The organism is Roseobacter sp. HKCCD7870 (assembly GCF_037830315.1).
GTDB lineage: Bacteria > Pseudomonadota > Alphaproteobacteria > Rhodobacterales > Rhodobacteraceae > M30B80.
In genome coordinates, this window is the sequence record NZ_JBBLYO010000002.1 from 187,255 (window position 1) to 214,114 (window position 26,860).

At 56.8% G+C, this 26,860-nt stretch carries 19 protein-coding genes; 5 read left to right on the plus strand and 14 right to left on the minus strand.

The genetic code is table 11. The features are described 5' to 3' along the window. Positions 1-159 precede the first annotated feature (159 nt). Entirely contained in the window at positions 160-1,134 is a 975-nt protein-coding gene (locus tag AAC637_RS09305; protein ID WP_340303315.1) for a site-specific integrase, read from the minus strand. Between the two features lie 204 nt (positions 1,135-1,338). After that, complete coding sequence (locus AAC637_RS09310; RefSeq protein WP_340303316.1) at positions 1,339-4,242, minus strand: valine--tRNA ligase; 2,904 nt, start codon at positions 4,240-4,242, stop codon at positions 1,339-1,341. Positions 4,243-4,452: 210 nt separating this feature from the next. Here AAC637_RS09310 and AAC637_RS09315 point away from each other — a divergent pair, with 210 nt between their 5' ends. After that, positions 4,453-6,747, plus strand: a complete 2,295-nt coding sequence (locus AAC637_RS09315) for a xanthine dehydrogenase family protein molybdopterin-binding subunit (protein WP_340303317.1) — start codon at positions 4,453-4,455, stop codon at positions 6,745-6,747. Between the two features lie 2 nt (positions 6,748-6,749). Here AAC637_RS09315 and hrpB read toward each other — a convergent pair whose 3' ends face one another. Beyond that, entirely contained in the window at positions 6,750-9,158 is a 2,409-nt protein-coding gene (gene hrpB / locus AAC637_RS09320) for an ATP-dependent helicase HrpB (protein ID WP_340303318.1), read from the minus strand. Positions 9,159-9,243: 85 nt separating this feature from the next. Between hrpB and meaB the strand changes: the two genes are divergently transcribed. Then, positions 9,244-10,233, plus strand: a complete 990-nt coding sequence (gene meaB, locus AAC637_RS09325) for a methylmalonyl Co-A mutase-associated GTPase MeaB (protein ID WP_445322732.1) — start codon at positions 9,244-9,246, stop codon at positions 10,231-10,233. Between the two features lie 58 nt (positions 10,234-10,291). Here the strand turns inward: meaB and rpoD are convergent, their stop codons facing one another. The 7 genes from rpoD to AAC637_RS09360 form a co-directional block, all read right to left on the minus strand. Further along, positions 10,292-12,289 carry an RNA polymerase sigma factor RpoD gene (gene rpoD, locus AAC637_RS09330; RefSeq protein ID WP_340303319.1) on the minus strand — a complete coding sequence of 666 codons (1,998 nt, stop codon included), beginning with the start codon at positions 12,287-12,289 and terminating at the stop codon, positions 10,292-10,294. Positions 12,290-12,382: 93 nt separating this feature from the next. Continuing rightward, on the minus strand, positions 12,383-14,335 hold the full coding sequence (gene dnaG, locus AAC637_RS09335) for a DNA primase (protein WP_340303320.1): 1,953 nt from the start codon (positions 14,333-14,335) through the stop codon (positions 12,383-12,385). Between the two features lie 78 nt (positions 14,336-14,413). Continuing rightward, the gene (locus AAC637_RS09340; protein WP_340303321.1) at positions 14,414-14,977 is read right to left on the minus strand and encodes a sarcosine oxidase subunit gamma; all 564 of its coding nucleotides are present in this window, start codon (positions 14,975-14,977) and stop codon (positions 14,414-14,416) included. Beyond that, complete coding sequence (locus AAC637_RS09345) at positions 14,970-17,909, minus strand: sarcosine oxidase subunit alpha family protein (protein WP_340303322.1); 2,940 nt, start codon at positions 17,907-17,909, stop codon at positions 14,970-14,972. Before AAC637_RS09345 ends, AAC637_RS09340 begins: the two co-directional genes overlap by 8 nt. Beyond that, complete coding sequence (locus AAC637_RS09350) at positions 17,899-18,174, minus strand: sarcosine oxidase subunit delta (protein ID WP_340303323.1); 276 nt, start codon at positions 18,172-18,174, stop codon at positions 17,899-17,901. Before AAC637_RS09350 ends, AAC637_RS09345 begins: the two co-directional genes overlap by 11 nt. Positions 18,175-18,188: 14 nt before the next feature. Beyond that, positions 18,189-19,442: a sarcosine oxidase subunit beta family protein gene (locus AAC637_RS09355; RefSeq protein ID WP_340303324.1), complete on the minus strand. Its 1,254-nt coding sequence runs from the start codon at positions 19,440-19,442 to the stop codon at positions 18,189-18,191. A 144-nt stretch (positions 19,443-19,586) separates the two neighbouring features. After that, positions 19,587-20,129 carry a TadE/TadG family type IV pilus assembly protein gene (locus tag AAC637_RS09360; RefSeq protein WP_340303325.1) on the minus strand — a complete coding sequence of 181 codons (543 nt, stop codon included), beginning with the start codon at positions 20,127-20,129 and terminating at the stop codon, positions 19,587-19,589. Between AAC637_RS09360 and AAC637_RS09365 the strand changes: the two genes are divergently transcribed. Next, positions 20,119-21,555, plus strand: a complete 1,437-nt coding sequence (locus tag AAC637_RS09365; RefSeq protein ID WP_340303326.1) for a Glu/Leu/Phe/Val family dehydrogenase — start codon at positions 20,119-20,121, stop codon at positions 21,553-21,555. The two genes, AAC637_RS09360 and AAC637_RS09365, sit on opposite strands and share 11 nt — an antisense overlap. A gap of 25 nt (positions 21,556-21,580) precedes the next feature. Here the strand turns inward: AAC637_RS09365 and AAC637_RS09370 are convergent, their stop codons facing one another. Then, positions 21,581-22,090, minus strand: coding sequence for a hypothetical protein (locus AAC637_RS09370; protein WP_340303327.1), 510 nt, complete (start codon positions 22,088-22,090; stop codon positions 21,581-21,583). Positions 22,091-22,261: 171 nt separating this feature from the next. Between AAC637_RS09370 and AAC637_RS09375 the strand changes: the two genes are divergently transcribed. Both AAC637_RS09375 and AAC637_RS09380 read left to right on the plus strand, forming a co-directional pair. Then, positions 22,262-23,173, plus strand: a complete 912-nt coding sequence (locus AAC637_RS09375; RefSeq protein WP_317655577.1) for a pirin family protein — start codon at positions 22,262-22,264, stop codon at positions 23,171-23,173. A 42-nt stretch (positions 23,174-23,215) separates the two neighbouring features. After that, a complete protein-coding gene (locus AAC637_RS09380; protein WP_340303328.1) occupies positions 23,216-23,968 on the plus strand; it encodes an alpha/beta fold hydrolase in 753 nt (250 codons plus the stop codon). On the opposite strand, the gene AAC637_RS09385 is transcribed toward AAC637_RS09380, so the two are convergent. The 3 genes from AAC637_RS09385 to lepA form a co-directional block, all read right to left on the minus strand. Next, positions 23,965-24,453, minus strand: a complete 489-nt coding sequence (locus tag AAC637_RS09385) for a cytochrome b (RefSeq protein WP_340303329.1) — start codon at positions 24,451-24,453, stop codon at positions 23,965-23,967. The two genes, AAC637_RS09380 and AAC637_RS09385, sit on opposite strands and share 4 nt — an antisense overlap. Before the next feature lie 16 nt (positions 24,454-24,469). Continuing rightward, a complete protein-coding gene (locus AAC637_RS09390) occupies positions 24,470-24,652 on the minus strand; it encodes a CTP synthetase (RefSeq protein ID WP_340244382.1) in 183 nt (60 codons plus the stop codon). A gap of 290 nt (positions 24,653-24,942) precedes the next feature. Further along, positions 24,943-26,742: a translation elongation factor 4 gene (gene lepA, locus AAC637_RS09395; RefSeq protein WP_340301437.1), complete on the minus strand. Its 1,800-nt coding sequence runs from the start codon at positions 26,740-26,742 to the stop codon at positions 24,943-24,945. Positions 26,743-26,860 lie beyond the last annotated feature (118 nt).

Here is a 26,860-nt window from a genome sequence, read left to right on the forward strand (position 1 = left end):
ATAAGCCGGTGAGGTGCCCCGCCCCCTATCAAAACACAGAGCCGAATTTCGTCAGCACAGTGTTTCACTCAAACGATTACTTAAAGGCTACACCAATCAATATTTATAAACAATCTTAGACAGTTAGTTAGGGTAAAAAATTGAATTTTTAGGCAGTCCCTATCTCAGTTTTTTAGCTATTTGGATTGCATCCAGGTGGGTATATCGAAAGAGCATTCGGGGGTCTTTATGCCCTGATATCGCAGCGACCTCAGCGATTGAAAGACCTTTTTCGAAGAATCGGCTGATAGCTTCATGCCGTAAATCATGAAATCTCAAATCTGTAATGCCGGCGCGAGCTCGAAGTCGGTCCCAAGCAAGACGAAAGGCATTATCATTAATTGGAAAGGGGAGGACAGTCCCCCTTTCTCTTTGCTCGGACAGCACACACAAAGCCTTTGAGGACAGCGGCACGTTCCTTGATGAGCCATTTTTGGTATGTGCCAATGAAGCAATTTGATTGTCGAAGCAAATGCTCTCCCACTTGAGGCTCAGTATTTCGCCACGTCTCATGCCGGTCTCAATGGCAAACACGACCACAGGCCAGACATTTTGATTTGTCGTTCGTTTGGATGCTGCTTTTAATCTATCGAATTCAAACTGTTTTAAGCGTCTCTCTCTGGGTTTGGGTGACGGTGGCAGCTTTATCCGCTCTGCTGGATTGTTCTCAAGCAACAAGCCCCATTCACCGATCGCGACTTTTATACAATGACGAATGATTACCAAGTCATACTGGCTTGCCCTTACGCCGTCTTTGAGTCGCCGGTCTCGAAAGTTTGCCAGTAGTTGCGAGCTCAATTGGCTTATCTGAGTGGTGCTAATTGGGTCAGATAGTAATCGGTTGATCCGCCTATGCTCTGCTGCTTGTCCTCGTTTTTGGGGAGTGACAGTGTCACGATATTTTATGAGCAGTTCTTTTAAATCCACACCATCTGGCAACAATTTGCCAAAGCTCCCATTGGCTAATCTAAGTTCTTGTTCTCTTGACCATTGTTGAGCGAGTAGTTTGCTCGGAAATGTTTTGGCCAGGGTTCCAATTGACTTGTGTCTGACAATCGCTTGCCACTTTGCATTTCTTTTCCTGAAAGTTGCCACTTAAGCCTCCTTAAGTGACACAGAAGTGACAACAGAATTGTTATAGGTTCAAAAAGTGAAGAAAGTCAGTTAGCTCAGTTGGTTAGAGCAGCGGAATCATAATCCGCGTGTCGGGGGTTCAAGTCCTTCCTCCGCTACCAAGCCATTCCACATTCAGCACTGTGATTGACGCAGCAGCGGCGCTCGTGCGCCGCCACGTTCATCTTAGCCCAATTCCGCCAAACGCGCGAAGGCGGTTTTAATCTTGGCTTCTTCTTCCTCACGGGCCGCAAGGTTTTCGCGGGCCTCCGCGACCACATCTTCGGGGGCGCTTGCCACGAATTTGGGGTTGTTCACGCGGCCCCTCAGCCCGCCGATTTCCTTGGCCAACTTATCCAGCAGCTTTTGCAAGCGCGCCTTTTCCTCGGCCACATCAATCAGATCAGCCACGGGCAGGCCGAATGTGCCGCCCTCAACCGCAACTGTGACCGCCCCTTTGGGCATCGCCGTTACATGGGTCAGCTCCGAGATGCGGGCAAGCCGTTCGATCATCGCTGCGTTATTGTCCCACGCGGCCTGACCGCGCACATCGAGATCAAGTTGCAGCAATTGCACCTTAAGCCCTACGGGGACGTGCATTTGCGCGCGCACGGAGCGAATTTCTTCGATCAGCGAAATCACCCAAGTCATTTCGCGTGCGGCCTCGGCATCGACCAGGTCCGCGCCATAGTCGGGCCAATCTGTATGCACCAGCATCTTGGGACGATCTGCAATCTCGCCCCATAGGTCTTCGGTGATGAAGGGCATTGTGGGGTGCAAAAGGATCAGACATTGGTCGATCACCCATGCCATGGTCGCGCGGGTTTCGGCGATGACAGCCGCGTCATCAGAGGCAAAAAGCGGCTTGGCGAATTCGACATACCAATCGCATACTTTGCCCCAGACAAAGGCATAAAGCCCGTTTGCCGCATCGTTGAACCGATATTGCGACAGCGCCTCGTCATGGGCCGAACGCGCCTGCGAGGTTTCGCCGATGATCCATTTGTTCACAGTTTGGCTGACCGATTTTGGATCAAACCCTGCAACAGGTTTGCAATCGTTCATTTCCGCAAACCGCGCGGCGTTCCACAGTTTCGTGCCGAAATTGCGATAGCCTGCGATGCGGTCTTTCGACAGTTTCAGATCGCGCCCCATCGCGGCCATGGAGGTCAGCGTAAAGCGCAGCGCATCCGCGCCAAACTCGTCAATCAATTCGAGGGGATCAAGCACGTTGCCGATGGATTTCGACATCTTGCGCCCCTTTTCATCGCGCACCAGCGCGTGGACGTAAACGTCACGGAAGGGAATGTCATCGACCACGGCCAATTGCATCATCATCATCCGCGCAACCCAGAAGAAGATGATGTCAAAGCCCGACACAAGCGTTGAGGTCGGGAAATAGCGTTCCAATTCTGGTGTCTTTTCAGGCCAGCCAAGCGTGCCAATGGGCCAAAGGCCAGAGGAGAACCAAGTGTCGAGAACATCGGGGTCGCGGGTCAGGGATTTGCCGCCTGCCATCGCCTGCGCTTCCGCCTCTGTTGGCGCGCAATACATTCCGCCTTCGTCATCATACCACACAGGGATCTGATGCCCCCACCAGAGTTGCCGCGAGATCGTCCATGGCTCGATATTCTCAAGCCAGTGGAAATAAACCTTGCGGTGTTGTTCGGGCATGATCCGCGTGCGGCCCGTGCGAACGGCCTCTAGCGCAGGTTCCACGATCTTGGCGGTGTCGACAAACCATTGGTCGGTCAGCATCGGCTCGATCACGACCTTTGAGCGATCCCCGAAGGGCTGCGTGATGGTCTTTTCTTCGACCAAAGGCACCAAGGCATCCGCGCCCTCTGCATCCGCTTTCAGCGCGGTTTTGCCAAGGCGGGGATCATCGGCGCGCGTCATCACGGCCAGACCTTCGGCGGTGATTTCGGCCACAACCGCATCACGGGTGGCGTAACGCTCCATCCCGCGCAGATGGTCGGGAACAAGGTTCAGCGCGTCCACTTCGGCCTCGGTCAGGGTCTTGTCCCCATTGGCCACTTCCTGCGCAATCTTCGCGGCCTCGGCATAGGCTGCGCCATCGGCGCGCAGATGCGCGCGCGTGTCCATCAGGCGATAGCAGGGGATATTGCCACGCTTGGCCACGGCGTAATCGTTGAAATCATGCGCGCCCGTGATCTTAACCGCGCCCGAGCCAAAATTCGGGTCGGGATATTCATCGGTGATGATCGGGATCAGGCGGCGATGTTCCTTTGGCCCGACAGGAATTTCGCAGAGCATGCCCACGATGGGCTTGTAGCGTTCGTCATCGGGATGCACCGCCACCGCGCCATCGCCAAGCATGGTTTCGGGCCGTGTGGTGGCAATCGAGATATAATCGCGCGTCTCGCGCAAGGTGACGTTTCCGTCCTCATCCTTCTCGACATATTCATAGGTGGCCCCACCCGCGAGCGGATATTTGAAATGCCACATATGGCCTGTCTGGTCGATATTCTCAACCTCAAGATCGGAAATCGCAGTCTCGAAATGCGGATCCCAGTTCACCAACCGCTTGCCGCGATAGATGAAGCCTTTGTTATACATATCGACAAAGACCTTGATCACCGCATCGTGGAAATTGCCCTCTTCGCCTGCGGGCGCATTGGGTGCGCCTGACATGGTGAAAGCCTCGCGTGACCAGTCGCAGGAGGCGCCAAGGCGCTTGAGCTGTTCGATGATCGTGCCGCCAGATTTCTTTTTCCACGCCCAAACATGAGAGAGGAATTCCTCGCGGCTCATATCGCGGCGCGATTTGCCCTCCTTGGCCAATTCGCGCTCGACCACCATTTGCGTGGCGATGCCCGCGTGATCGGTGCCAGGCTGCCACAGCGTGTCAAAGCCGCGCATTCGATGCCACCGCACAAGCACATCTTGAAGCGTGTTGTTGAACGCATGGCCTACATGCAGCACGCCCGTCACATTGGGGGGCGGGATCATGATGCTAAATGCCTCAGAGCCTGCTTTGGCATTGGCCCCTGCCTTAAAGCATTCCCCTGCTTCCCATTTCGCGGAAATCCGCGCTTCGGCTGATTTTGCGTCGAATGTCTTTTCCATTTGATCTGCCTTCGGGCTGCATCGGCGTGTGGGTTCTAAGTGCCTCCCTTACCCAATGGGGCGGGTGAGGCCAAGGGGCAAGGGGGCGCTTCTCCACGGGAAATGATGAGAAAGCGGCGGGCGAGACTGGACAGATCGATCTGGCCCGCTACTGTGCGACATAAGCGAAGGCGCGTTTCGCAGGTCAGCGCCATGCCAGTAGGAGGGATCATGAAAAAGTTTGGATCAAGCCAATCGGTGAAACGCCTTGAAGATGCTCGTCTTTTGACGGGGCAGGGGCGCTATATTGATGATATTGCGCCAAAGGATGCCTTGGTGGGGTTCGTGCTGCGCAGTCCTGTTGCACATGGCACTATCACCACTCTTGATCTCGATGCCGCGCGTGCCGCGGATGGGGTGCATATGATCATCACGGGCGCTGATATCGAGGCGGCGGGGTATCTGAATGCGATGCGCTATGTCACCGTGAAAAACGGCGATGGCAGCGATGCGGCTGCCCCGCGCCGCCCCGTCCTGACCACCTCGCGGGTGCGGTTCGTGGGCGAGGCCGTGGCCTTTATCGTGGCAGATAGCCTTGCGCAGGCGCGCGATGCGGCTGAACTGATCGAATTGGATATTGATGACCTGCCCGTGAAATTAGATCTTTCTGCAGGCGGCGCGGCGCTGCATGACGAAGCGCCTGATAACGTGGCCTATAATTGGGAACATGGCGATGAGGCGGCTGTCAAAACTGCGATGGCACAGGCTAAACATCGTGTCAGTCTGCGCATTGAAGACAACCGGATCATCGTTAATTCAATCGAGCCGCGTGGGTGCTTCGCGGAACCGCAGGGTGAGCGTATTCATCTGGGCGTAAATGGTCAGGGGGTCTGGGGCACAAAGGGCGATCTATCCAAATTCTTTGGCATTGATCCTTCGCACGTCCGTGTGACCACGCCCGATGTCGGCGGCGGGTTCGGGATGAAGACCATGGGCTATCCCGAATATTTCCTAACCGCGATGGCCGCCCGCCATCTGGGCCGCCCTGTGCGGTGGATGTCCGACCGCACCGAGGCCATGTTGGCCGATAACGCGGGCCGCGATTTGGTCACAGTGAGCGAGCTTGGCTTTGACGAGAATTATCGCCTCGTGGCCTATCATTTGGACAGTTGGTCAAACCTTGGGGCCTATGTCTCGCAATATGGGCAGCTGATCCAATCAAACCTATTCGCCCGCGTTTTGACCGGCACCTATGACATTCAAAATGTGTTTTTCCGCAACCGTGCGGTATTTACCAACACTGCGCAGGTCGATGCCTATCGCGGGGCGGGACGCCCTGAGGCGATTTTCTGCCTTGAGCGCAGCATGGATCACGCTGCCCGCGTCTTGGGGGTGGATCCCGCCGAATTGCGCAGGCGCAATTTCATTTGCCCCGATCAGATGCCCTATCGCACCGCAACGGGGGAGTTATACGATGTGGGCGAGTTTGGGGCGCTTTTGGATCGTGCTTTGGAAAAAGCGGATCTGTCGGGATTTGACTCACGCCGTGCGGCCAGCGCCGCGAAGGGCAAACTGCGCGGCGCGGGAATTTGTTACTATATCGAGTCAATCCTAGGCGACCCCGATGAGCGGGCCAAGATCGAACTCACCGATGCCGGCGCGCGCGTTTATGTCGGGACGCAATCAAACGGGCAGGGCCACGAAACGGTCTATCCGCAGCTTGTCCATGATCAAACGGGCCTTCCGCTTGAGGCGATTGAGATCGTGCAGGGTGATAGTGATTTGATCGAAATGGGTGGCGGCACGGGTGGATCGCGCTCGGTCACTGTGCAGGGCATGGCGCTACGCGCCGCAGGTGATAGCCTCATCGGTGGCTTGCGCGATTTCATGGCGGATCATCTCGATGCGGATGATGTCAATTTCGATGCCGATGAAGGTGTCTTCCGTGCGCCTGGCTCAAATGTGGTGGTTACGCTCCTAGAGGCTGCAGAGGCCGCGCGCGGTGCGGGCCGTGCTGATCTGTGTGTGGTGCAGGAATATGTCAAACTGCCCGGGCGTTCCTATCCCAATGGGTGCCATATTGCTGAGGTCGAGATTGACCCCGAAACGGGTGTGATGGCCGTGGATCGCTACACTGTGGTAGATGATTTCGGAAATATGATGAACCCAATGCTGGCCGAGGGCCAAGTGCATGGTGGCGTTGCGCAGGGGATTGGTCAGGCGGTTTGCGAGCGCGTGGTTTACGACGCAGATGGTCAGCTGTTGACAGCAACCTTCATGGATTACGCGATGCCGCGCGCCGATAATATGCCCTTTATTGGCTTCTCCATCCGTCCTGTTCCTTCAACCGCGAACCCATTGGGGATGAAGGGCTGTGGCGAGGCAGGCACAGTGGGTGCGTTGGCGGCAGTTTCCAATGCGGTCAATGATGCGCTTGCGGATATGGGCGCCAAGGTTGAGATGCCCTTCACCCCCGCCCGCCTGTGGGAGGCCATCGAAGCCACCCGCGCGATTGCGGCAGAATAGGGTTATGTCCCGCGCGGTTTGGCCCGCAGGGTTGGGTCAGCCGCGCGTGGATCTTCGGGCCAAGGGTGGCGGGGATATTGCGCGCGCATATCCTTGCGCACATCCGCATAAGAGCCTTCCCAAAATTGCGGCAGATCTTGCGTCACCTGAATAGGGCGCTGCGCAGGAGAGAGCAGCGTGAATTTAATGGGCAAGCGATCTGGCCCTATGCGCGGATGCTCGGTCAAGCCAAAGACCTCTTGAATGCGCAGTGCAATGGCGGGTTGGGCATCGCCGTAGTCAATCGCGACTTGCCGCCCCAAGGGGGTTGTCCAATGCGCAGGTGCAAGGCGATCAAGCTCGGCCAAGGCCTCATATCCCACCAACAGCTTCAGCCCCTCGCTTGGGTCGAACCGCCCCAGATCATCTGCGGTGCGCGCCGTGCCGAGGAAGGGCAAAGCCCAATCTTCAAGCTGTGCCAAAAGCGCCTCATCGCTGACATCGGTCAAGCCCGCGAAGGCAATACGCGCCCGCAGAAATGTTGCGCCGCGTGTCCACCCTAACGCGTTTAGGCCAAGGTCGCGAATACCCGCGCAGAGGGCTTTTGCAACATCCGCGGGGTTTGGCTTGGGGTCATGCCTCTCGTCTAGGATGAGTGCGCCAAAGCGTTCTTGCAGCTTGGTTTCAACGCGCCGCAGGCGCGGGTTCCAGTCGCAAATCTTCTGCCATGCAATTTGATCGCCATAGATGTCGCGCAACTCGGCTTCGGTCAGGGCAAGCGCGCCCCTGATCCGGGCTTCGCGCGGGTTGCCATCAAGGTCACTGGCAACAATCAAGCGCGCGCCTGCCAATTCATCGCCTGCGTCAAAGATGGCACCTTTTCCACCTGAAAGAATATATCGCGGGGCGTCCCCCTTGCGGCGCATCCCGATGCGGTCGGGATAGGCCAAAGCCAGATATTGCGCGTCACTTAACCCGCGACCTTTGGCCAAGGGTTTGAGGCGCGCCATTTCCTGACGGATACGCGCAAGGGCAGGGGATTTTCCTGCAGGGCCATCCAAAAGGCGCAGACGGAGCTTCAGATCACTTTGCGAAGTTTGCCCCTGCAGGGGGTCACGCTCGCCCAAAAGGGCCGCAATTCGGGCGGCGCGCGCATCCCCAGACAACAGCATATGCGCGAGACGCGGGTGCAAGGGCATTGCAGCCATCGCGCGCCCGTGAGCCGTGATCCGCCCTTCGGCGTCCAAACCCCCAAGCCCCTGCAACAAGGCCCGCGCCTCGGCCAGAGCGTCCAGAGGGGGCTGTGTGAGAAAAGCCAAGCCATCCGCGCTACCCCAAAGGGCCAATTCCAATGCCAAGCCTGTCAAATTGGCGGCCTCGATTTCGGCGGGGGGGAAAGCGGGTAGCGCGCCTTCGCTGCCCTTTGTCCAATTTCGATAACAAATGCCTGCCGAGACACGACCCGCGCGGCCACGGCGTTGATCCGCCTCGGCGCGGCTGACGGGTTCGGTTACAAGCCGTGTCATGCCTGAGGCGGGGTCAAACCGCGCGCGCCTTGCGCAGCCACTGTCGATGACCACGGATATATCCGCAATGGTCAGTGAGGTTTCTGCGATGGATGTGGCAAGCACCAATTTTCGCGAACCATCTGCCTCGGGGGTAATGGCCGCGCGTTGCGCGGCTAAGGGCATTGCCCCATAAAGTTGATGCAGGCGAATATCGCGGGGTAAATCAAGCAGGGCTGCGGTGCGCGCAATCTCGCCTTGACCCGGCAAAAAGGCCAAGATGCCCCCCTCCGTTTTGTGTAGGGCCTGCAGGATCAGATCGGCCATCGCGCGCTCAAGCCGCGTCTCCTTGGGTAGGGGGGCGGGCAGATGATGGGTCACCACCTCAAAGGCTTGGCCCGCTGACGTGACAAGGGGCGCGTCATCAAGGAGTGCCGCCACGGGGGCCGCATCCAATGTGGCCGACATGACCAAGATCTTTAGATCTGGCCTAAGCGCGCCGCGTAATTCCCAACTCAAGGCAAGACCAAGATCAGCATTGAGCGACCGCTCGTGGAATTCATCAAAGATGATCGCGCCAATTTCAGGCAGGTCAGGCGCGTCTTGGATCATGCGGGTGAGAATGCCTTCGGTCACAACCTCAATCCGCGTGGAAGGGCCTGTTTTGCTGTCGCCGCGCATGCGGTAGCCGATGGCCTGCCCCACCCCCTCGCCCAAGGTTTGCGCCATGCGTTCGGCAGCGGCACGCGCGGCCAAACGGCGTGGTTCAAGCATGAGGATACGACCCTGCACCGCCCCCGCCTCAAGCAGGGCAAGGGGCACACGGGTGGTTTTGCCCGCGCCGGGCGGGGCCTGCAAAACAGCGCGGCCTGCGTGCGCAAGGGCGGCGATCAGCTCGGGCAGGATATCATCAATCGGCAGGCGCATGGGGCGGCAAAAGTCTTTCGGGGTGGACGTAGCTTGGCCGAACAGGCAGAAAAGCGCTTGTAAGGTCAAGGAGTAATCAGCCCTGATGACGGCAGAATTGGATATTCTCGATCTCAAGGATCGGATTTTGGCGGGTGAACGCCGTGCGCTCGCCCGTGCCGTGACCTTGGTCGAAAGCAGCCGCGCCGATCATCGTGCGCAGGCGGCCGCACTTTTGGACGCGCTGCGCGGCCATGGGCGTGAGGCGCTGCGCATCGGCCTCTCAGGCACGCCCGGTGTAGGGAAATCCACCTTTATCGAGGCATTTGGGATGATGCTGACCGATGCAGGGCTGCGCGTGGCGGTTTTGGCGGTTGATCCCAGTTCTGCGCGCTCAGGCGGGTCAATTTTGGGCGATAAGACACGGATGGAGCAGCTCTCGCGCGTGCCCTCTGCCTTTATCCGCCCCTCACCCAGTCAGGCAAGCCTCGGCGGCGTGGCGCGCCGTACCCGCGCGGCGGTGTCGCTGTGCGAGGCGGCGGGGTTTGATGTGGTCTTGATCGAGACAGTGGGTGTGGGCCAATCCGAAACGATGGTGGCCGAGATGTGCGATCTTTTCGTGCTGCTTTTGGCGCCCGCGGGCGGGGATGAATTGCAAGGGGTCAAGCGCGGGATCATGGAAATCGCTGATCTGATCTTGGTGAACAAGGCCGATGGTGATTTGCGCGCCACCGCCACCCGCACAGTGGCCGATTACGCAGGCGCGCTGCGGCTGTTGCGCAAACGCCCGCAAGACCCCGAAGGGTTCCCCAAGGCACTGGCCGTTTCTGCCGTGGAAGGGGCAGGGATTGAGACCGCATGGGCCGAGATGCAGAATTTGGCGCAGTGGCGAAGGGAGGCGGGCATCTGGGAAGAAACCCGCGCCACGCAAGCGGCCCATTGGTTCGAGACAGAATTGCGTGAGGGGTTATTGGCGCGATTGCGCGAGGATATAACTATCCGCGCCGCCATCGAGACCCGCGCGCGTGATGTGGCAGATGGCAAAATCAGCCCCGATGCGGCGGCGGCGGAGATTTTGGGAAAAATGACCCCTTAGCCCGTTTTCCGTATGAGCGCGACTTTGGCGATCAACAAAAGCCAAGGCAGGCCGTGCATTACTGATCCAAGAAACTCCGCAGCTTTCTGCTCCGCGAGGGGTGCTTCAGCTTCCGTAGGGCCTTGGCCTCGATCTGCCTGATCCGCTCGCGCGTTACGGAAAACTGCTGCCCCACTTCTTCTAGCGTGTGATCCGTGTTCATTCCGATGCCAAAGCGCATCCGCAGCACGCGTTCTTCACGCGGCGTGAGCGAGGCCAGAACGCGGGTCGTGGTTTCCTTCAGGTTTTCCTGAATGGCGCTGTCCAAGGGTAGAACGGCGTTCTTGTCTTCGATGAAATCGCCAAGCTGGCTGTCTTCTTCATCGCCAATCGGGGTTTCCAAGGAAATAGGTTCCTTGGCGATTTTCATAACCTTGCGCACTTTCTCAAGCGGCATTTGCAGCTTTTCGGCCAACTCCTCGGGCGTGGGTTCGCGGCCGATTTCGTGCAACATCTGACGGCCTGTGCGCACCAGTTTGTTGATCGTTTCAATCATATGCACAGGGATACGGATCGTGCGGGCCTGATCCGCAATCGAACGCGTGATCGCCTGCCTGATCCACCATGTCGCATAGGTCGAGAATTTATAGCCGCGGCGATATTCAAATTTATCCACCGCCTTCATCAGGCCGATATTGCCCTCTTGGATCAAATCCAAGAATTGCAGGCCGCGGTTGGTATATTTCTTGGCGATGGAGATCACGAGGCGCAAATTCGCCTCGACCATTTCTTTCTTCGCCTGACGCGCTTCTTTCTCGCCCTTTTGAACTTGGTTCACGATGCGGCGGAATTCGCTGATATCAAGGCCGACATATTGGCCAACTTGGGCCATATCGACGCGCAAGTCTTCGACCTTATCGCGGGAGCGTTCCATCAGGGCTTGCCACCCACGGCCAGGTTTTTCGGCCATGCGATCCACCCATGTGGGGTCAAGTTCATAGCCGCGATAGGCCTCGATGAATTCATGGCGATTGATGCGGGCCTGATCCGCCAGTTTCACCATGGCGCTGTCGATCGACATGATGCGGCGGTTGATGCCGTAAAGCTGGTCAATCAGCGCCTCGATACGGTTGTTGTGCAGGTGCAGTTCATTCACCAATTCCACAATCTCGCCGCGCAGTTTTTGATAGGTGGCCTCATCGCCCGAATCAAAGCTCGAATCTTCATTCAGCGTGGCCGAGATACGCTTGTCCTGCATTTCGGCCAGATAGATGTAATCATTGGCGATACGATCTAGGGTTTCCAAAACGCGTGGCTTAAGCGTGGCCTCCATCGCGGCCAAGCTCATATTGGCTTGATCGTCCTCGTCCTCGTCATCATCGCGGGCGATTGGGTTCCCATCCGCGTCCAATTCTGGTTCGTCACTCTGGTTCGATGCAGCACTGCCGCTGTCGCGGTTGTCGCCATCCAAACCACCAACCACGGGCGCATCATCATCTTCTTCACCGATTGAGCGGCCAAATGTGGCGTCTAGGTCAATCACATCGCGCAGAAGAATATCTTCTTCTAGCAATTCGTCCCGCCAGATGGTGATCGCCTGAAAGGTCAGGGGGCTTTCACAAAGCCCTGCGATCATGGTGTTGCGGCCCGCTTCAATGCGCTTGGCAATCGCAATTTCACCTTCACGCGAGAGCAACTCAACGCTGCCCATTTCGCGCAGATACATCCGCACAGGGTCATCTGTGCGATCCAGTTTTTCGGTCTCGCTGCTGGCCAAGGCCACTTCGCGCGAAGTGGAGGTTTCCACCAACTCACCGCCAGAGGATTTGTTTTCCTCGTCTTCGACCTCATCATCTTCGATGATATTCACGCCCATCTCAGACAGCATCGACATGACATCTTCGATCTGTTCAGAGGAGACCTGTTCAGGCGGCAAGACAGCGTTCAATTGATCATAGGTGATAAAGCCACGCGCGCGGGCCTCGGCGATCATTTTTTTGACGGCAGCTTGGCTCATATCTAGACCGATTTCGGTCTCTTCGCCTTCGGGTTTGCCGTCATCGCTGTCTTTGGCCATCGGCGATTATCCTTTTCGTTCAAGCTCGGCCAAGGTCGGCTGACGCTTGCACCTGAAATCATTGTAGTGCGAACCAGTGATTCGCAAAGCGGATTAACGTTTTTTCTTCTCCCACACACGCTCCTCTATCAAGTGGCGCAGGCGGTTTGAATATGCAGATGTGTCTTCACTGGCATCCGCTTGATCGTTTCTTTTCGGCTTTGTGGCTTGTTGTAACGCCTTTAAGGCCTGAGTTAAACGCCATGACAGGTGCGGATCGTCTTCGGTGCGATCCAACCCCTCAAGGGCTTCGGCCATTTCATGGTCGATCCCATGCCACGCGGCCAGTTTCGCGAATTCCTCCGTGAGGCAGTCTCGTGCTTTGTCTTCGGCGCCCTGTGATAAAACGGGCGGTGTAATGCGGACATGGCCCATTGAGAGCAGATTTTCAAGAAGGGGAGATAACCCAAAAGCCTCTAATTCTTGGTTAAGGCTTTCTTTGTCACGGCATCGCGTCCCCAAAAGATGCGCGCTCAGGCGGCGATATTCCTCCAGCTCAGGGTGCAGTCGGTCAAGCTGCGGCTCAAAATGATCGAGCAAGGTGGGGTAAAGACACAACAACGCCAAGATGACCGACCAACGCAGATCTTTTTCGCTAATTGCCCCTGATGCGAGGGCCGAGGCACGGGTTTCCGCCAAAGGTTCGAGAGGGAGGTCAGGGCGCATAAACCCAGCCTTGCGGGGGCTGCGGGCTGTTTTAGGTGCTGCTGAACTCTGCCGTTTTTGGCGGAACAGCTGCCATTTTAGGTCTTTGAATGCTGTATCATAGTGGTGGCGTAAATCAGGATCTTGGATCTGTGCCGTGGCGCGGCGCAAAGATTTGTCCAATTCGGCGCGCCGTTCGGGGCTGTCAAAAACACGGCCTTCGGTTTCGCGTTGCCACAAGAGGTTGACCAAGGGCTGCGCCCCGTCAATCAGGGTTTGCATTGCGCCGCGCCCTTTGGCACGGATCAGATCATCAGGGTCTTGGCCCTCAGGAAGGATGCAAAATCGCAGGGATTTTTGCGCACCCAACAAGGGCAGGGCCAAATCGATCAGGCGCATTGCGGCGCGTAAGCCCGCCTTGTCCCCATCAAGGGCGATGATCGGCTCGGGCGAAATGCGCCACATGAGTTGTAATTGATCGGCGGTGATGGCGGTGCCAAGCGGGGCCACCGCCGCCTCAAACCCTGCACGCCATAGCGCGATGACATCCATATAGCCTTCTGCCACGATCAAAGGCTGGCCCTTGCCCGCGGCTTCGCGGGCGGGGCCGTGATTGAACAAGGCGCGCCCCTTATCGAACAGAGGTGTCTCGCGACTGTTGAGATATTTGGCGCGCGCGTTCGGATCCATCGCCCGCCCGCCAAAGCCGATGCAGCGCCCGCGCGGATCACGGATGGGAAACATGATCCGATCTCGAAACGCATCATAAGGCGCGCCACCGTCATCGGGTTTGCTGGCAATCCCTGCGGTGATGATATCCTCGGCAGCGATACCTTTGGCCTGCAATGCCTCAAAGGTCCCGCGCCGTGCTGATGGGGCAAAGCCGATTTCAAACCGTGCAAGCGTGGCTTCATCTAGGCCCCGCTTTTCAAGATAATCCCGCGCGTCACGGGCCGCAGAGGATTTCAACTGTAGCTTATAGAATTGCACCGCCGCCTCGGTGGCCTGTGCCAATTTCTCGCGCGCGTCTGATTTTTCCTGTGCGCGTGGATCTCGTTCTGGCATGGGCATCCCTGCCTCACGCGCAAGAATTTCAATCGCCTCTATGAAGCTGACATTTTCAGTATCTTTCACAAAGCTGATTGCATCGCCTTTGGCCTGACAGCCGAAACAATAATAAAACCCCTTGCGATTATCCACATGGAAGGATGCAGTTTTCTCTTGGTGAAAGGGGCAAGGGGCCCACATATCCCCCTTGGCCGCATTGGATTTGCGGTTGTCCCACATGACTTTGCGCCCGACCACCTGCGACAGCGAGATGCGGGTGCGCAATTCATCCAAAAATCCAGGCGGCAAACTCATGGGACGAGTATCTGCGCGAACGCGGGCGCTGTCCAGATGCCGCCGTGCGATCCTCTGTGGAGAACCCTGTGGGCAAACTCATAGCGCGGCTGATCTGCGCGCGGCCACCCCTTGCATTGCATGGGTCAGTTCGGTCAGGGCTGATTGTGCCATGGATCGCATCACAAATATCTCGATGTGATCTCCGTTATCGAATGTCACAAATAGCGCATCAATATGGCCCAATAAACTGCGCGCAGAACGCCGTGGCCCGAAGGCGGATGGGCGCAGGTCCAAAGGACAAAGCCGCGCCAGAACCTCGGCCAGATCAGGCCCCGTCAGAGTGAACCGCGCCAAAGCCCCGCTTTGATCTGCCAAAAGCGCGTAAGGTGCCAAGGGGGCAAGGGGGGCCGAAACCCCCAAAAGAAGCGCATGATCTAACCCGTTCCAAATCAGCCGCAGTGTGTCGTTTGTGACGACTTCACCTGGCGCAGGAAATTTTAAGCTCAAATCAGATTTCAGGATCGTGTTCACTGCATCAAGGCAGTTTGGATGGGGCAAGAGTGCCGTGATGCTTTGGGGGGCATCAATGCTGAGCTGCATCGCGCCATGAGAGATTTCACTGGGGCCCGTTACAACTGGGGCTAGGGAAAGATCAGTCACGCATCCGCCCTCCGTCAGGGTCAAAGAAGGCAGGCGGGCAAATCTCGCAAAGGGTTTCTTGCCCGCGCAGATGATCAACCATTTTCACCTGATCCCCATGTCGTGAGCGCCCATCCACAAAGAAGCCAAGTGCGATTGGATGGCCCAAGGTTGGCGAGAAACAGGCGGAAGATACGTAGCCTTTTGAGGTTTCCCGACTGGGTTTTGCATCGGCCTCGACCAAATGCCCGCCCGCGAGAATTTTTGATTGGCCATCAACAGGGCGCAACCCGATTAATGCGGGGCGCGCAGGGTCAAGCAGCCCTTCGCGCGCTGCCCCTGCACGGCCGATGAAATCACTTTTCTTCTTGGAAAATAGCACCGCCATGCCCAAGTCGCCTGCGGTCACGCGGCCATTTATTTCGGCATGGGTGATAAAGCCCTTTTCAAGGCGCAAGACGTTGAGGGCCTCGACCCCATAAGGCCCGCCCCCCATCGCTTCTGCGCGGGTCAAAAGCGCGTCATAAAGGCTTGCGCCATAGCCCACGGGAACCGCAATTTCATACCCTTCCTCGCCTGAGAAAGAGATGCGGAAAATGCGGGCAGGCACGCCCAAAACATCCCGCGCGACCCATCCCATAAAGGGCAATTCATCTCGGCGCAGTCCTTTGGTCAGACCCGCCAAGAGGTCGAACGCCTTTGGCCCTGCCACCGCGAATTGCGCCCAAGCCTCTGTAGTAGAGGTCAGGCTGAGTTTCCAAGTAGGGCAAAAGACCTGTGCCACAAATTCCAGATGCGCCATGACCTCGGCTGCGGCGGCGGTTGTCGTGGTGATCACATAGTCATAGGGGCCAACGCGCGCGCAGGTTCCGTCATCCATAACAAACCCATCTTCGCGCAGCATCAAACCATAGCGCACACGCCCCTCTGGCAGGGTCGACATCATATTGCTGTAGACAAAATCAAGGAACCGCGCGGCATCAGGGCCTGACACGGCGATTTTGCCCAAAGTGGAAACATCGACAACACCGACTGCATTGCGCACATAGCCCACCTCGCGGTTGCAGGATTGCAGCCATGTTGTCTCGCCATTTTGTGGGAAATAGGACGCACGATACCAAAGGCCCGTGGCCACCATTGGGGCATTGCGGGCAATACTTGCTGCATGGCTGGTGGTCAGGCGTTCGGGTGCAAACCCTTTGCCTTGCGCGCCTGCGCCAATCGCACCAAGAGACACGGGCACAAAGGGTGGGCGATAGGTTGTCGTGCCAGTCTCGGAAATTCCACGACCCGTGGCATCTGCCAAAACCGCAATCGCGGTCGTGTTTGAACTGCGCCCTTGATCGGGCGCCATTCCTTGGGTCGTGTAGCGCTTCATATGTTCGACCGATTGATACCCTTCTTGCGCGGCAAGGCGGATATCTTTGGTGGTTACATCATTGGCGAAATCAATCCATGCCCGCTTTTTGCCAGAAACCACCCAATGGGGCCTCGCTGTCTCGCGCGAAGCGGGGGCGATTGGGCAGGGCGTATGAGGGGCCGTCAGGCCCAATTCGGACAGGGCATTGATCGCCGCTGCAAACCCCGAGGTGAAACACTCGGCGGTGCTGAAATATCCTGCAGCACTGCCTGCGTAATGCAGGGCAGGCACCCCGCCCTCAGGGGCAAGAAAACAGGATTTCTCCGCGTTCCAAATTGCGCGGGCGCCCATATGGCAGGCAAGGTGAATATTGGGGTTCCATCCCCCAGACATTCCCAAAGCGCCGATGTCCATATCGGTGGTTTTTCCCGCGGCATCACGAATGGTTATGCCCGAGATACGCGTGCGGCCGCGTGTCGCCACGACCTCCGCACCACTATAAAGGGGATAATCGCCAAGCGCAGGTGCATCGCTGCGCGGATCGATGACGGCGGCAAGGGTTGCCCCCGCGGCCTGCAAGGCAAGCGCATCGCGATGTCCTTGATCCGTGCTGACAAACAGCGCGATTTTGCGCGCAGGCAAAACGCCGTAGCGGTCGAGATAGGATCGTATTGCGCCTGCCATCATAATGGCGGGGCGATCATTGTCTGAAAATGCAATGGGCCGTTCAACCGCGCCCGTGGCCAAAATCGCAGCGCGTGCAGTGATGCGCCAGAAACATTCGCGCGGCACAGTGCCACTCGGGGCGTGCTCAAGTCCCACGCGCTCGATAATGCCATAGGTGCCACCATCATAGGCCCCCGTGACTGTGCAACGCGGCATGATCCGCACATTGGGCATGGCAGAAAGCTTGGCCGATATATGCGCGAGCCAAGTTTGCGCAGGCATATCGTCAATCGCAGCATCCTCAAGCCAAAGCCTGCCGCCGAGTTCTGTGTTCTCGTCAACAAGGATCACACCCGCGCCCGCCTCAGCCGCGACAAGGGCGGCAGTCAGGCCCGAAGGGCCAGCGCCAATGACCAGAAGATCACAATGCCCAAAGGCCTTTTCAGATGGTTCTGCCTGCATTTCGCGGGACAAGCGGCCCAAACCCGCTGCGCGGCGGATCAGGGGTTCGTAAACCGCTTCCCAAAAGCGGCGCGGCCACATGAATGTTTTGTAGTAAAACCCCGCGCTTAAGAAGGGCGCGGCCAGATCATTCACGGCCAAAAGATCAAACCCAAGCGGCCCGAGATGGTTTTGACTGTGCGCAACAAGCCCCTCATAGAGGGATTGCATCGTGGCGCGTGTGTTCGGTATTGCGGCCCCATATGGCCCGCGTGACAGTTCAACCAAGCCGTTTGGATCATCCGAGCCTGCCGTCACGATCCCGCGAGGGCGGTGATATTTGAAACTGCGCCCGACCAATGCGACATCATTGGCCAGAAGGGCAGAGGCAAGGCTATCGCCTTCGAACCCCTGAAAGGTTTTGCCGTCAAAGGTAAAATTGAGCGGCTTGTCGCGATTGATCCGTCCTTTGCCCTCAACCCGCATGATCTTGCCCTCGATCGCGTAGCAACTGTGCCCCTAGGATGGCGTGGCTGACTGTGTTTCGGGTGACAGATATCCACGCCCCGCAGCCGTGTGCATGGCGCCAAATCTCAACGATTTGGCCAGGTTGATTGTCTCGCAAATGCAGATAGCTGTGCCACGCCGCCGCGCCCGCCTCAGCCGCAGGGCGATCTGCATAGGTGATATCGCCTTTGGGACGAAATTCGCGGCTGTCTCTTTCGCCGCAAATGGGGCAGGGGATACGCATAACCGTCTCGATCTCTAATGCAAATTATGTTGGCTGCCGCGGCCTTCTTCATCCATGAGGCCCCGCCCCGTCTCAAACCGGTCGAGGCGATAGCGCTCGGCGCTTTGATGCGGCTGGTCTGTGGCCATAAGATGCGCGAAGGCATAACCCGATCCTGGCACGGCCTTAAAGCCGCCATAACACCACCCACAATTCAAATAGAGGCCATCAATCGGGCTTTTGTCGATAATGGGGCTGCCATCCGAGGACATATCCATAATCCCGCCCCAAGAGCGCAGTATTTTGGCCTGTCCGATCATCGGCATGAGCGTCATGCCTGTTTCCACCACATGCTCTGCGGTGGGCAGGTTCCCGCGCGAGGCATAGGATGCGTAAAAATCAAGGTCACCGCCAAAGACCAGTCCGCCCTTGTCAGACTGGCTGATATAGAAATGCCCCATGCCATAAGTGATCACATGGTCAATTGCGGGCTTTAGCCCTTCGGTGACAAAGGCCTGCAACACATGGCTCTCAATGGGCAGGCGCAGGCCTGCCATTGCGGCCACCTGAGAACTGCGTCCCGCCACCACAACGCCAATCTTTCGTGCGCTAATGGCACCCCGCGTGGTTTGAACACCCGTGACGCGGCCCTGATGCACATCAATCCCTGTGACTTCGCAATTCTGGATGAGGTCTACACCGCGTTGATCCGCAGCGCGGGCATAGCCCCAAGCCACCGCATCATGCCGCGCTGTGCCGCCGCGTTTGTGGTAGAGCCCGCCAAAAATTGGGAAACGGGTTTGATCATAATCGAGATAGGGTATCATGCGCCGCAATTCATCGAGATCCAACAAGATCGCATCATCGCCTTGATTGATCATCGCATTCCCGCGCCGCGCAAAGGCATCACGTTGCCCGTCTGAATGGAACAGGTTGATGATGCCGCGCTGGCTGTGCATGACATTGTAATTCAGGTCTTGCTCTAGCCCTTCCCATAGTTTCAGGGAATGGCTGTAAAATTGAGAATTGCCTTCAAGTAGATAATTTGCGCGCACAATGGTGGTGTTGCGACCGATATTGCCACCGCCCAAATAGCCTTTCTCAAGCACGGCAATATTTGTGATGCCATGATTTTTGGCGAGGTAATAGGCAGTTGCCAGACCGTGGCCGCCACCGCCAATGATAATCATGTCATACTGCGCTTTTGGAGTAGGATCGCGCCACGCGCGCGTCCATGATTTTTGCCCTCGCAATCCTTCGCTGATCACACGAAGGCCTGAATAGCGCATCTGACCTCTCCCTCTGTCCCTAGGCTCACCCTAGGACAGCAGCGCAGAAGGGTTTCGTCAAGTTGCGACAAACTCAGGTATTTTGCCGACCATCTTGGATGAAACAATCAGGGGTTAATCGCGAGGGCGTAATGTTTTGCGCGGTCAAATATTGTGTGACGATGCTAGAAACTTCGGCCTCATCATTGGCGGTGCCTGCCGCAGAAAAACCGCACGATCAATCGCGCTTTGCAATTGCGCCCGTTGAGATTTGAACCGGATCACATCCACCGCCAAGCCACCGAGGCTGACCATGACCATCGTCGACAGCACCACAAAGATCGTGACCGATCCCTGCTCGTCCCGCCAGAATCGGTTCGCGCCCAAACCATGGCGGCAAAGCTGTGCCGTTTTCGGTTTTCCCTGCATCATCCTCAATCCATTGACCTGACCCACCGCAGATTTGGCGGAGACTTTCCCGTCATGTCCCCAAAGAGCGGCGAAAATGCGGCGATTACGGGAAGAGTTTACGAAGTTTTTTGCAATCTTCGTGGCAAGGCGTAGGGTTTGAAGTGTGACACAGATCACAAACCCTTTTTGAGTGTCATGCTTTGGCAAAGTTTGGGTGCGATGAGGGGGATATGTAAATTTAATCGCACCCACGCCGTTTTGTTCGCTGTCTATGGAAGGAACAGCTATGGCCAGCATCCCTGCAAATGAACCGAGTTTTCGTCAATCCGTTGAACTGATGTTCAACCGCGCGGCCGCGTTGATGGATCTCTCCCCCGGATTGGAGGAGAAAATTCGCGTCTGCAATTCCACCTATGTGGTGCGTTTTGGCGTTAAGCTACGCGGTGAAATTAAAACCTTTACGGGTTATCGCTCGGTGCATTCCGAGCATATGGAACCTGTAAAAGGTGGCATCCGCTATGCCCCCAATGTCAATCAAGATGAGGTTGAGGCCTTGGCGTCCCTGATGACGTTTAAATGTGCGCTTGTAGAGGCGCCATTTGGTGGCTCGAAGGGTGGTCTGTGCATTGACCCGCGCGAATGGGATGCAGATGAACTCGACCGCATCACCCGTCGCTTTGCCTATGAGTTGATCAAGCGTGATCTCATCAACCCCAGTCAAAACGTGCCCGCCCCAGATATGGGCACGGGCGAGCGTGAGATGGCGGTGATTGCAGATCAATATGCTCGCATGAACACAACCGACATTAATGCAAAGGCCTGCGTTACAGGAAAACCCATTCATGCGGGGGGTATTCAAGGCCGTATCGAGGCCACAGGGCGAGGCGTGCAATATGGCTTGCGGGAATTCTTTCGCCATCCAGAGGATGTCAAGGCGGCCAATCTATCGGGCGACCTTGAGGGCAAGCGTATCATTGTGCAGGGCTTGGGCAATGTGGGCTATCATGCGGCGCTGTTTCTGCGTGATGAAGATGGCGCAAAGATTACCCATGTGATCGAACGCGATGGCGCGGTTCATAATGATCAGGGGTTGGATATCGAAGCCCTGCGCGCACAGATCGTTGCCACGGGCGGTGTGCGTGATTTCAAAGGCGGCACCTTCATCGAGAATGGCGCCTCTGCGCTTGAGGCTGAGTGCGATATCCTGATCCCTGCAGCGCTTGAAGGGGTGATTAACCTGTCCAATGCCGCGCGGATCAAAGCACCTCTCATCATTGAGGCGGCCAATGGCCCGATCACCGCTGGCGCGGATGATGTGCTGCGCGAAAAGAGCGTGGTGATCATTCCTGATCTTTACGCCAATGCGGGTGGCGTGACCGTGTCCTATTTCGAGTGGGTGAAGAACCTGTCACATATCCGATTTGGTCGGATGCAGCGTCGCCAAGAAGAAAGCCGCCATGAATTGATCGTAAATGAGCTCGAGCGGCTGTCGCGCGACACGGGCATTGGTTGGACGCTGTCGCCCGATTTTAAACAAAAATATCTGCGCGGCGCAGGAGAGTTGGAATTGGTGCGCTCGGGCCTCGATGATACGATGCGCACCGCCTATCAGGCGATGCGCGAGGTCTGGCACGATCGCCACGATGTGCCTGATTTGCGGATGGCGGGATTTTTGGTGTCCATTGCCCGTGTGGCGGCAAGCTATCGCGCAAAAGGGTTATGACCTCTTTCGGGGGCGGGTTCGCGCTTTAGGATTTCGCCCCCAAATCCCGCTCCGCCAATATGATTTTGATCAAATCAGCTACGGCCTTGGCTTCGCCTGCGGATGTGACGCCGCCCACGGCCACAGATTTCCCCCAACGCCGCCAAAGACCAGGGGCATAAACGCGGCCCCCTTCCTCGGGTTTGTGCAAAAATACGATAAAGCCCCCCGCGGGCTTCATCGCGAAAAACCCGCGATCCACGCTATCGACATTGTCGATATGGAACAGCACGCGGCCATTCTCTTCGCGTAGGCATTCGCGGGTTAGGATCAATTTGTGCGATGAGGCCTCCCACAATTTATAGGTCATCCCCAATGACCCCACGCCAAACACAATCAACAGCAAGAGCCAGAAGAGATGTTGGGGCGGGTTTGTGGCCGCAATCATGATCAGAAGAAACCCGAGGCCACCCAAACAAAACACCGCAAAGCTGCGGCGGGCAATATTGGGGGCGATATAGCCGATAATCTCGTCTTGGGCGCGTTTCTTGGCCACGAGGCATTCCTTTCGCTGAAATCTGCTCCCCGCTCATACATGGAATATCGGCCCTCGCAAAGATGCACATCTTTTTGCGGATTTGTGCAGATTGTCATGGTGCGGGATGCGCCCTAGTTTCACTCACAACACGCCCCAAAGATCTTACGGGGCATGAGAAGGAGAAAGTTTATGTCGATCCGTCCTGTTGTCGAAGCGCGCAGCGCAAAGCCCACGTTGGAAGGGGCAGGGGTGCATTTGCACCGTGCCTTTGGCTTTCAAGATCCAACCGAACTTGATCCGTTCTTGTTGTTTGACGATTTTCGTAACGAAGACCCCGCCTATTTCCAGAAAGGGTTCCCTTGGCATCCCCATCGTGGGATTGAGACCATCACCTATGTGCTGGCAGGCACGGTTGAGCATTCAGACAGCCTTGGCAATACTGGCAAATTGGGGGCAGGTTCGGTGCAATGGATGACCGCAGGGCGGGGCATCTTGCACCAAGAAATGCCGCTCGGAAACGCCAAAGGGCAAATGCACGGGTTTCAGCTGTGGGGTAATCTGCCGTCATCTATGAAAATGACAGATCCGCGCTATCAAGATGTCGCCGCGCAAGAAATCCCAGAGGTGATTGATGACGATGGCACCCGTGTCAAAGTGATCGTTGGGGAGTTTTGGGGCAAGAAGGGCCCCGTTGATGGCATTGCCGCTGATCCCCAATATTTGGACATTTCAATCCCTGCGGGCGTGAAGAAAACCTTCCGCATCGACACCTATCGCCGCGCCTTTGCCTATGTCTTCGAAGGTCAAGCCGCATTCGCGGATGCAAGCCAACCCACAGGCGTGCTTTTGGAAAAAGAGGTCATGGGGCAAGAAGTGAACATTCGCGATATGTCGGGCGATCGCACCTTGATCCGATTTGGCACAGGCGATGAGATCACTGTCCAGGCGGGGCCTGAAGGTGTGCGGTTCCTTCTGATTTCGGGTGCACCGATTGAAGAACCTGTCGCGTGGCATGGGCCAATTGTGATGAACACCCAAGACGAAATCCGTCAAGCCATTGCGGATTTGCGCAATGGCACCTTTGTGGCGCCCGCGCATTAAGTCACCTTTCCAAGGGGCGGGGGATCCCCTAAAAAGCGGTCTATGTTGAACATTGTCGAACATGGCACGCCGCAGGATCGCCCGCCTCTTTTACTCGCGCATGGTCTTTATGGATCCGCGCGCAATTGGGGTGTGATTGCGAAACGGGTCGAACGGCATTGCCTCACCGTTGATATGCGCAATCATGGCGCAAGCCCATGGTATGACAGTCACAGCTACCCTGATCTGGCCAATGATCTGGCCCAAGTGATCGAGGCGCATGGCGTCTGTGCCGATGTGGTTGGCCATTCGATGGGAGGCAAGGCGGTGATGATGCTGGCTCTGACGCGGCCCGATTTGATCCGCCGCGCCGTGATCGCGGATATTGCCCCAGTGACCTATGGCCATTCGCAACAGCCGATGATTGATGCCATGCGCGCAATTGATCTCACTGCGGTTGCAACACGCGGGGATGCAGATCGTCAATTGCAGGCCCATGTGGACGATGCGGGGGTGCGCGCGTTTTTGCTGCAATCTCTGGATGTTAAGGCACCGGCGTGGCGGCTAAACTTAGATGTTCTCTCGCGCGAAATGGCGAAGATCACAGGCTGGCCTGAGGGGGATTTCACCCCTTTTGAGGGGGATATCTTGTTCCTGTCGGGCGGGCGTTCCGACTATGTCCGCCCCGAGCATCGCCCTGCCATTAAGGCGCTGTTCCCCAATGCGAAATTCGCAAAAATTCCGCAAGCGGGGCATTGGCTGCATGCTGACACCCCGCGGGAATTTGTGGAAAGCCTCAAGGTGTTCTTGGGCTAACCTGTGCGTTTCATACGCTGCATGATATTGGTCTTCCAGGCAAATTGATGCACCAACACCGCGCCCACATGCACCAAGACCAAAAGCATGAGAAGCGACTTGAGAACCTCATGCACCTCGGCGCTTGCCTCAATCTGACCGCCCCATGCCAGCATCCCCGTGATTGGCAAGGCCAGCATCAGCGCATAAAAGGCCCAATGGGCGAGATGCGACAGCCGCGCGAAAATCGCGGGCTCTTCTGCGGGGGCATCAGGCGCGCCGCGCCGCAGGCGCAGAACAAGCCGCCAGATCACCAAAAGCAGCACCAAAATCCCAGGAATGGCGTGGCTCGCCCATCCCAAGGATTGCGCGTAAACGCCTGTTTCAAGCGCCTGCTCATAGGCCTCTTCAATGCCTTCGTGGTAGACGAATTGATAAATGATGAGGGCGGCTATGCCCCAATGCAGCGCAATCTGCGTGCCGCTATAGCCCAGTGGTTTTGACATCTCTTTTCCGTTCCTATCAGGTTAATGCCTTAATACGCCCCGCTATGATCCACGCGGCGGGCAAGGCAATGACCGCACCACCCCCTGCGGCAATGGCAATCGGCTGCCACCCGTCAAGACCTGCGGCCAACACAGCTGTTACGCCGATCCCCGCCAAAGCTGTCGCGGCCAATGTAAATATGAGGAAAAACAAGCGCATGATATGATCCTTTTGGTTCGTTCTGCACGTTTCCTAGAAGGTATCATTACCGTAAAGATCTGCCGAGCCTTGATTTAGATCAGGTTTGACGCGCCCAAAAGCGCCGACCGCCTGCAGGCCCCTACTGCCCCCACAAAGCGGTCGGTTACTTTGACAAACTTAATACACCCCAGCACACCTGCGCAACTCGCTGGCCACGATTGACGCATGAGAGGAGGTGACACGACTTATGGGGGATGTGTCAAGAGCGCAGACGCGAGAGAGGCGGGCATACCTGCCTCCCCGCGCCCTCAGTCATCCATCTTCAACGCGTTGATAAAGGCGCTTTGCGGGATTTCGACCTTGCCGAATTGGCGCATCTTCTTCTTGCCCGCTTTCTGCTTATCCAAGAGTTTCCGCTTGCGGGTGGCATCCCCGCCATAACATTTTGCGGTCACGTCCTTGCGCAGCGCGGCCAAGGTTTCGCGTGCGATGATGCGCCCGCCAATCGCGGCTTGGATCGGGATTTTGAACATATGGCGGGGGATCAGCTCTTTGAGCTTTTCGCACATCATGCGGCCCCGCTGTTCAGCGCGGTCCCGATGCACCATGGTTGATAGGGCATCAACTGGCTCATCATTCACCAGAATTTGCATTTTGACCAAGTAATCCTGCTGATAGCCCGTCATCTGATAGTCAAAGCTGGCATAGCCTTTGGTGACCGATTTCAGGCGGTCGTAGAAGTCAAACACAACTTCGTTCAGCGGCAAATCATAGACCACCATCGCGCGGTTGCCCGCATAGGTGAGGTCAAGCTGCACCCCGCGGCGGTCTTGGCAGAGTTTCAGCACATCGCCCAAGAAATCATCAGGCACAAGGATCGTGGCCTTGATCCGCGGTTCTTCGATATGATCGACATAGGTCAGGTCGGGCATATCGGCGGGGTTGTGCAATTCCACCATCGACCCATCCCGCATATGCACATGATAAATCACCGAAGGTGCGGTGGTGATAAGGTCGATGTCATATTCACGTTCGAGACGGTCGCGGATGACCTCAAGGTGCAAAAGACCTAAGAACCCGCAGCGGAAGCCGAACCCAAGCGCGGCTGAGGTTTCCATCTCATAGGTAAAGCTTGCGTCATTGAGGGCCAATTTCTCAATTGCATCGCGCAGGTCTTCGAAATCATTGGCATCCACAGGGAAAAGGCCGCAGAACACCACAGGGATCGAGGGCTTGAACCCAGGAAGCGCTGCCGCACAGCCGCCTTTATCATGGGTAATGGTGTCGCCCACACGGGTGTCGCGCACCTGTTTGATGGAGGCGGTCAAAAATCCGATTTCGCCTGGCCCGAGCTCTGCAATATTTTCCATCTGGGGGCGGAACACGCCGAGGCGGTCAATTTGATACAGCCCGCCCGTTTTCATCATACGGACGCGGTCGCCCTTTTTGATCTTGCCATCCACCACGCGGATCAGAACTACCACGCCGAGATAAGGGTCATAATAGCTGTCGATCAGCATGGCCTTGAGCGGTGCATTCGCGTCACCTGTGGGTGCAGGCAGGCGGGTGACGATTGCCTCTAGAACGTCAGGGATGCCCAAACCCGTTTTCGCGGAAATCATGACCGCGTCCGAGGCATCAATCCCGATCACATCTTCGATCTGTTCGCAAACCCGTTCAGGTTCGGCGGCAGGCAGGTCAATCTTATTGAGAACGGGAACAATCTCATGATCTGCTTCAATCGCCTGATACACATTGGCCAAGGTCTGGGCTTCAACCCCTTGGCTGGCATCCACAACCAATAGCGACCCTTCCACCGCCCGCATCGAGCGGCTGACCTCATAGGCGAAATCGACATGGCCGGGCGTGTCGATCAGGTTCAGAACATAGGTCTGGCCGTCCTTTGCAGGGTATTCGATCCGCACAGTATTGGCCTTGATGGTGATCCCGCGCTCGCGCTCGATATCCATCGCGTCAAGCAATTGCTCTTTCATATCCCGCTCGGCCACTGTGCCTGTCAATTGAATCAGGCGATCCGCCAAGGTGGATTTGCCGTGGTCGATATGCGCCACGATGGAGAAGTTACGAATGCGAGAAAGCTCGGTCATGTTGGCCCTAGGCTATGCGTGCAGTGAGCGGTCAGATAGCGCAAGGCGGGCCAATAGGAAAGAGGGCTCAGATGATAAACCCGCGCAAGCACATGCCCTGCCTGCGCGGGTTTGCGGG